This window comes from Paenibacillus phytorum (assembly GCF_013141715.1).
Classification (GTDB): domain Bacteria; phylum Bacillota; class Bacilli; order Paenibacillales; family NBRC-103111; genus Paenibacillus_E; species Paenibacillus_E phytorum.
The window spans coordinates 1-5989 of sequence record NZ_WHOA01000097.1; the positions used below are offsets into that span (position 1 = coordinate 1).

5 protein-coding genes are annotated in these 5989 nt (G+C 42.0%); 2 read left to right on the forward strand and 3 right to left on the reverse strand.

The features are described 5' to 3' along the window. Positions 1 to 598: 598 nt before the first annotated feature. Entirely contained in the window at positions 599 to 1261 is a 663-nt protein-coding gene (locus GC098_RS14770; RefSeq protein ID WP_171643911.1) for an NAD(P)H-dependent oxidoreductase, read from the reverse strand. Between the two features lie 17 nt (positions 1262 to 1278). Then, positions 1279 to 1536, reverse strand: coding sequence for a hypothetical protein (locus tag GC098_RS41580; RefSeq protein ID WP_171643912.1), 258 nt, complete (start codon positions 1534 to 1536; stop codon positions 1279 to 1281). An 822-nt stretch (positions 1537 to 2358) separates the two neighbouring features. Between GC098_RS41580 and GC098_RS14780 the strand changes: the two genes are divergently transcribed. Beyond that, complete coding sequence (locus tag GC098_RS14780) at positions 2359 to 2904, forward strand: peroxiredoxin-like family protein (protein WP_171643913.1); 546 nt, start codon at positions 2359 to 2361, stop codon at positions 2902 to 2904. Between the two features lie 193 nt (positions 2905 to 3097). Then, positions 3098 to 3784 carry a Crp/Fnr family transcriptional regulator gene (locus tag GC098_RS14785; RefSeq protein ID WP_171643914.1) on the forward strand — a complete coding sequence of 229 codons (687 nt, stop codon included), beginning with the start codon at positions 3098 to 3100 and terminating at the stop codon, positions 3782 to 3784. Positions 3785 to 4976: 1192 nt separating this feature from the next. On the opposite strand, the gene GC098_RS14790 is transcribed toward GC098_RS14785, so the two are convergent. After that, a complete protein-coding gene (locus tag GC098_RS14790) occupies positions 4977 to 5603 on the reverse strand; it encodes a hypothetical protein (RefSeq protein ID WP_171643915.1) in 627 nt (208 codons plus the stop codon). Positions 5604 to 5989: the final 386 nt, after the last annotated feature.

Consider the following 5989-nt stretch of genomic DNA (forward strand, 5'->3'; position numbering starts at 1 on the left):
ATTTTGTGTGTTAAGTTCAATCGTGCTTCCATTTCTTCAAGCACCCTCTTCATTATTTTTGGGAAACGGCACTTTTAATTGCATTCACGTCACTGCTGAGATCCTCCAGTGACCGTTGCTGTTTTTACAGATAAGGCTAAATAACTCATTTTCGAGCATCTCCTTAATACAAATTTCGTTCATTCCTATTTTAATTTACCACCCAATTCTTTTATTATCTGTAACCCAGATTACAATTGGCCAACAAAATCGCGGCTATTCAAAACTTACTGTCAAATATTCACTCATTGAAAACGCTTCGATGACGAGTCGCGTTCATTATGTCAGAAACGCCTTAACAGAGGTTCAAAAAATGTGATGAATATTGAAGTGATTGTTAACTCGTTTTTATCATGAAGAGACCATTTGCCTCCACCGTTTCCACGATGCTGTAAATGATCGCTCTTGCCTTGGCTCCGCGCGGCGTGTTGCTAAACTTTCTTCCAATCACAGTCGACTTAATCAAGCGTTCGCTTCGATTATTCTAACGTTGTGCATGAAAAAAAGCGGAGCAAGGATTCATCTCCCCTACGCCGGTACACATGCCACCATATTATATTTATTTGACCCACTTCACAACATCATCAAACGGTCTACGTGTTTTCGGTCCCGGCTCTTTTTTGCGATAACCGAAGGCAATCATGACCGAGATGGTAAAGTGTCCGTCTTCCAGCAGCCCTTCCTCGTCTAACAGCTGGTTCATTTTCTCAATGTCAAAGCCTTCGATCGGACATGAGTCAATGCAGATTTGCGCCGCAGCCGTCATCATGTTCGCAAGCGGTATATACGTCTGCTTGACGGCCCAATCGGTAAGAAAGCGTTCATGATCCAGGAGCTTGAAATCATGTCTCTGGAACTCTTCAAGTATTTCAAGCCGCCTTGTTAGGTATTCCTTCGGAACGTCTCTGACCTGCTGCTCCTTCAGGTAGGCGGAGTCATATCTTATATCCAGTGGGGTCCGGGCCAGAATAATGACGAAATGACTGGCCTCCGGCAGTTTGCTGGCCGCTCCATACGAAGAGTTTTTTATTTTGTTCCGAAGCTGTTCGTTTTGAACAACAACAAATCTCCACGGCTCAGTGCTAAACGAGCTGGGCGAGAGCCGGCCCGTTTCCAAAATAAATTCAAAGTCGTCGTCGGAGATGGTTTTGCTAGGATCGAATTCTTTGGTTGCATGCCGAAAACGATGAACTTCCAAAATTTCTTCCTTGGTCATTGTCATGATATATTCTCTCCTTCTTAACTTACATTTAATATAGAACCCCCGTTGCCAGGTAGACACGCTGAGAATCCAAAAAAGCGTCGGCATCTTTCACTTAACGCCTCGACGGCTTCACAGAGCAACTGCGGATCAAAGTCCTCATGTAGCGTGATGCGGGCGTACCAACATGAATGAAGCGAAGCGTAGGTGCGGGTAGGAACGGATTCAGATACGGACACACACTCTGGTCTGCAACGTTTGCATGCACGATACCCATAATCTTTTGCTTCCTCCAAACGATAAAATATTCGGACATTTTTTTACGGCGTTCTCAATCAAATTCTGCAGTATACGCTTCAAGTGTCTCGTGGGCATAAGAACCCTTAGGGATCGTTCCGGAGCAAGCACCCGAAGCTGTAGCAACTTGGGTTCAACTGCGGCGAAAATCGCGGAAGCAGCTCGATCAGACATGTCAGTTCTTATCATAATCGATTATTCTGCTCACAAATGAATGATGCAAAAAACGTTACAGCTTTTTTAGCTCTCGCAAAATTTCCTCCGGGCTTTGACGCTTGATTATAATTCTCAAAAAAATCGGAGTTATGTAATGTAGTTTACAATTCTCCATTTTTATTTTTGAAATTGTGTAAAACGGCAGAACTATGTAAAGTAGATTACTGACACCGATTCGGCCGGCATGTTAATCTGCAAGAATCAGGCAGCCTGCCATGGACAATGGGTTATCAATTAACCACATCTTTTTTCCTGGCGGGAGAAAATTCTATAATTAAAAAATAAGAATGCAAACGTGAAAGGAGAATACGGATCTAGATACTCGTTTTAGGAGGAACAGCGTTTTTGGGTCGCCGGATGGTTCGTCTATTGCTCGTGGAAGCTCATGATATGACCATTGCATCTAGAGGTCAGACTCGATGACTTTGGCGATGCCGTGACCCGAATAAAAAGCGGACCGGACGAATTTAGGATCGGTACGTATTGATCATAACTACATAACCAATTGACGTCTGTAAACTATATTACAGAATCATTATTTTATAATTGCTACATTGTTACGATGAAAGACTAAAAAAAGGTGTGAAACCAACATTGAAGAAGGATTGGAATTGGAAGTTCAGGCCATAAACTCAAACAATTCGTACGCATCTGCCGTGTTTGGAAAATTCTTAGAAGACTTTCGTAACAAAGGTGTAGGCAAGGGACTAAACATCTGGAATGTGTCACCGGATTTCACATTGGAAAACGCGACTGGAAAATGGATCACGTTATCAGAGGAATTGATTAAAGGTCCTATCATTTTCATTTTCCACAGAGGAGAATGGTGTCCATTTTGTAATTTGCAATTAAAAGCCTATGAACGCTTCATGACTGATATTAAGTCAGCGGGTGCCCAACTTATAACTATCAGTCCTCAGACGCCAGATAATTCTTTATCGCTAAAAGAAAAGCAAGGACTGAGTTATATTGTGGTAAGTGAAAGTGATCGCCAAAATAAAGTGGCTGAAATGTATAACTTGAAATATACACTCCCCGATTTCATGCAAGGCATTTTAAGCATGTTACCGAATATAAATGGAGATGATTCGTTTGAACTGCCTGTCCCTGCGACTTATGTCATCGATCAGAACAACCGAATCAATGCCTGAGTTTTCAGATATTAATCACAGAACGAGAATGGAACCGTCAGAAGTTTTGGAAATCGTGACGTCACTATAATTGAGAAGCCTAGGATGCATTGACATAATGAGCCTTATAGAGCATGATGAATGGACAAAAAATTCTATAAGATTGAGATACCTTTTCCCTGAAATGGAGGATTGTTACATGAAGGAATGCCAAATGAATAAATTATGGTATTTATCTCAAATCAGCATTTTTGAAGAAATGACCAGTGAAGAAATGAAGGAAATTGATTTACTAAATACCATTCGCCATTTCAATTGGGTACCGAAAGACGCATTGGTTCAAACACCTGATACCATTCTCAAAAGTCTTTCTTTCGTCAAAGAAGGCAAGCTTAAAGTATACAAATTAAATGACAGTGGGAAACAGTTCACTCTAGGTATATTGACTCATGGGAACATGTTTGGGGAAATCAATTCCTTCTCGTGTGGTACTAAAAATGTTTACATTGAAGCCATGGAACCAACACTGGTTTGCTCAATATCCGAAGCGCAATTCGACCGGCTTATGATAAGCAGACCGAGGCTGGCGTTGAAATTTCTAAAAGCGGTCAGTGAACGGTTGAAGGAAAGAGAAGAACAGTTAGAACAAATTGCATTTAACGGTCTACGCGAACGGGTGATTCATCTGTTGACGATGCTTAGTTCAAAATTTGGTATCATCGTAGATGGTTATGCTTTAATCGATCTCCCTCTTACGCACCAAGAGATAGCCAACATGCTTGGTGTAACTCGGGAAGCCGTCAGTGGAGTCATGAGTGGGCTTGTGAAGGATGGAGTTATCAAAACGTCTCGTAAGTCTGTTCAGGTAGATGTCGCGATGCTGATACCCGGCGATACCTGAACCAGCATCTCTTGCACGGCATTCACCCAGCCCAGACTTGCATCGAGTTGAACCGGCGCAGTCGGCATGTTCATTGACACGCTCATTCCCCGCCAATCATTGTGCAGTGTGAAGAAATTGGGCAGCAGGCTTGATCTTGATAAGAAAAATGACACCATATTGATGTCTAAATCTGATCTTTTATCGATATTTGCCTGTAAATCAATTTTGAATCTTTCAATATCTAACGCACCTCAATTGTAAGTTGATGATTCAACAGACTACGGCATCCAATCGTGTGTCGGCTGCCGTACTTCTCAGGAACGGAAAGGCATAGACACACTTCAAACGATAATAGACGGTGCATCATGGCGAATGTGGTCTTAATACGGATAATCGTGATGGATTAAAAACTAGAAGAATTTTCATTTCGTCAGGATACTTTTGCTCCAATGTGGATTGATGATGTTATTGATAATTACATTTCAGAGGTCAAGATAAAACAATGGCGATCAGAAATGCAATTAACGATTATTTACAGTAACAATGCTATGAATCTATTTTTAAATTCGTCTAACTACAATTTTACGTAATTATAAAAGAAAAAGATGGGCGTCACACCAAAGCCGCTTCTTCTTTCCCCCCAACCCCACTTAAGTTTTGTATTTAACAACCGGAAGCTATTTTAGAGGGTTACGTTGTAATTAAAATAAAAATGCCGGGCAACTTTAAGGTGAAGACCAAATCCGCCGAGAGACGTTGCTGGCCTTTCGTATATTCTGATCTATGGTAATTCGGTGCTCGGTTGAAACAAACGAAAATTGTACGTCCATCGCAACTCGCCATGACATTCAAGTAAAAATACTGAGTCGGCATCGCCACTCCAGCTTCTACTTCAAAAGCCAGAGGGCGATGCCTCCTCTCTATTTTTTATTCAAGATACCAAAATAGGCTTTGGTGATCGAATTTACTCGTTTGTAGATTGCCTGGTTACTCCTAAGCCTTCCAAGTGATATTCCCCAATCACATCAGAAGCTTCGCCCAACTACGGAATAACACCACCCATTCTTTTGTCATATCAGCACGACGCTTGATCCGTACCAGCTCTCCAAGAGAAAAGGCAGGTAACCTGGCAATATTAATCGTCATACTAACACCTTTCTACTTGCTCTATCGAAGTCACGGACTTGATTTGCAGTCAAAAAAGTTGGCTTCATTTGCCGCCATAACGATCCGCTAAGGCAATCGATTTCTTCACTTTCACATCATCATCGGAAAATAATTGATTCCTTATATTCTTCTTCTCCACTTCATCACCATCTGCGATCAATAAATCAAATACGGTATCAACCTGATAATATGAATTACTGGCCTTGTAAGACGATACTTGTTGTTGTTGTTGTTGGTGGACTAAGTTACGGAAAAAATATCCTCCATTCCCTCCTGCACCAAGTTGTCTGATCACAAAGTTTACGTACTTTTTTCTGTACGCAACCGGACTTCCTGCCAATCTGCGAAGCAGCGTCAATTGGCCGATATGGCTGGTCGCGTCCGCTAACGGTCCCTGAACAAGCTTTTCGACAATGCTTTGCTCCGGTATAAATTGCAAGATGGCTTGATCCAATTGTTCGACTATTTTATAAAATCGCTCCGCTTCTTCATACCAGCCTTTAGATTCAAGCCGTACGCGCGGCGAACCGGCAATCGCTGAACAGCAGTTTTGTAACAATTGCGATATGTGACATACAATTTCGATCGCCGTCCTGACGCCGGAACCGGCATCAAATGAAGCAAAATCGCTCGCTGTTCCGGAAATGGCAACCGTGAATCGGAACTTCATAACAGCCAGCCAATGACGAAGTAATTTTTCGGCGTTTGTGAGCGAATCACTTCACAGAAAAACTTCGAGTCAGAGGCCTACAGCATTAAAACCGACCTCCCCACCGAAGAAATGAACCTTCTCAAGCAGAAGCTCAATTCAATTTCTTCCAGGATAACAAGTTTCTCCAGTGCTGAATATTGTCGTCTAGGCAAAATAAAGCTCCCCATTCAGTAGCAGGTTTTTATATTTCACCTGTTTACCTTAAGAGGAGCATATCAGTCTCGGCGATCTGCTCCTGTTTAAACCTAATGTTTGCATTAACACTAGGATGACCCCAAAAACATACGGTGCTATGACGGCTCTTCCCTTCCGGCATTTAATCTCATCAAATCGGGCCCCCGAAA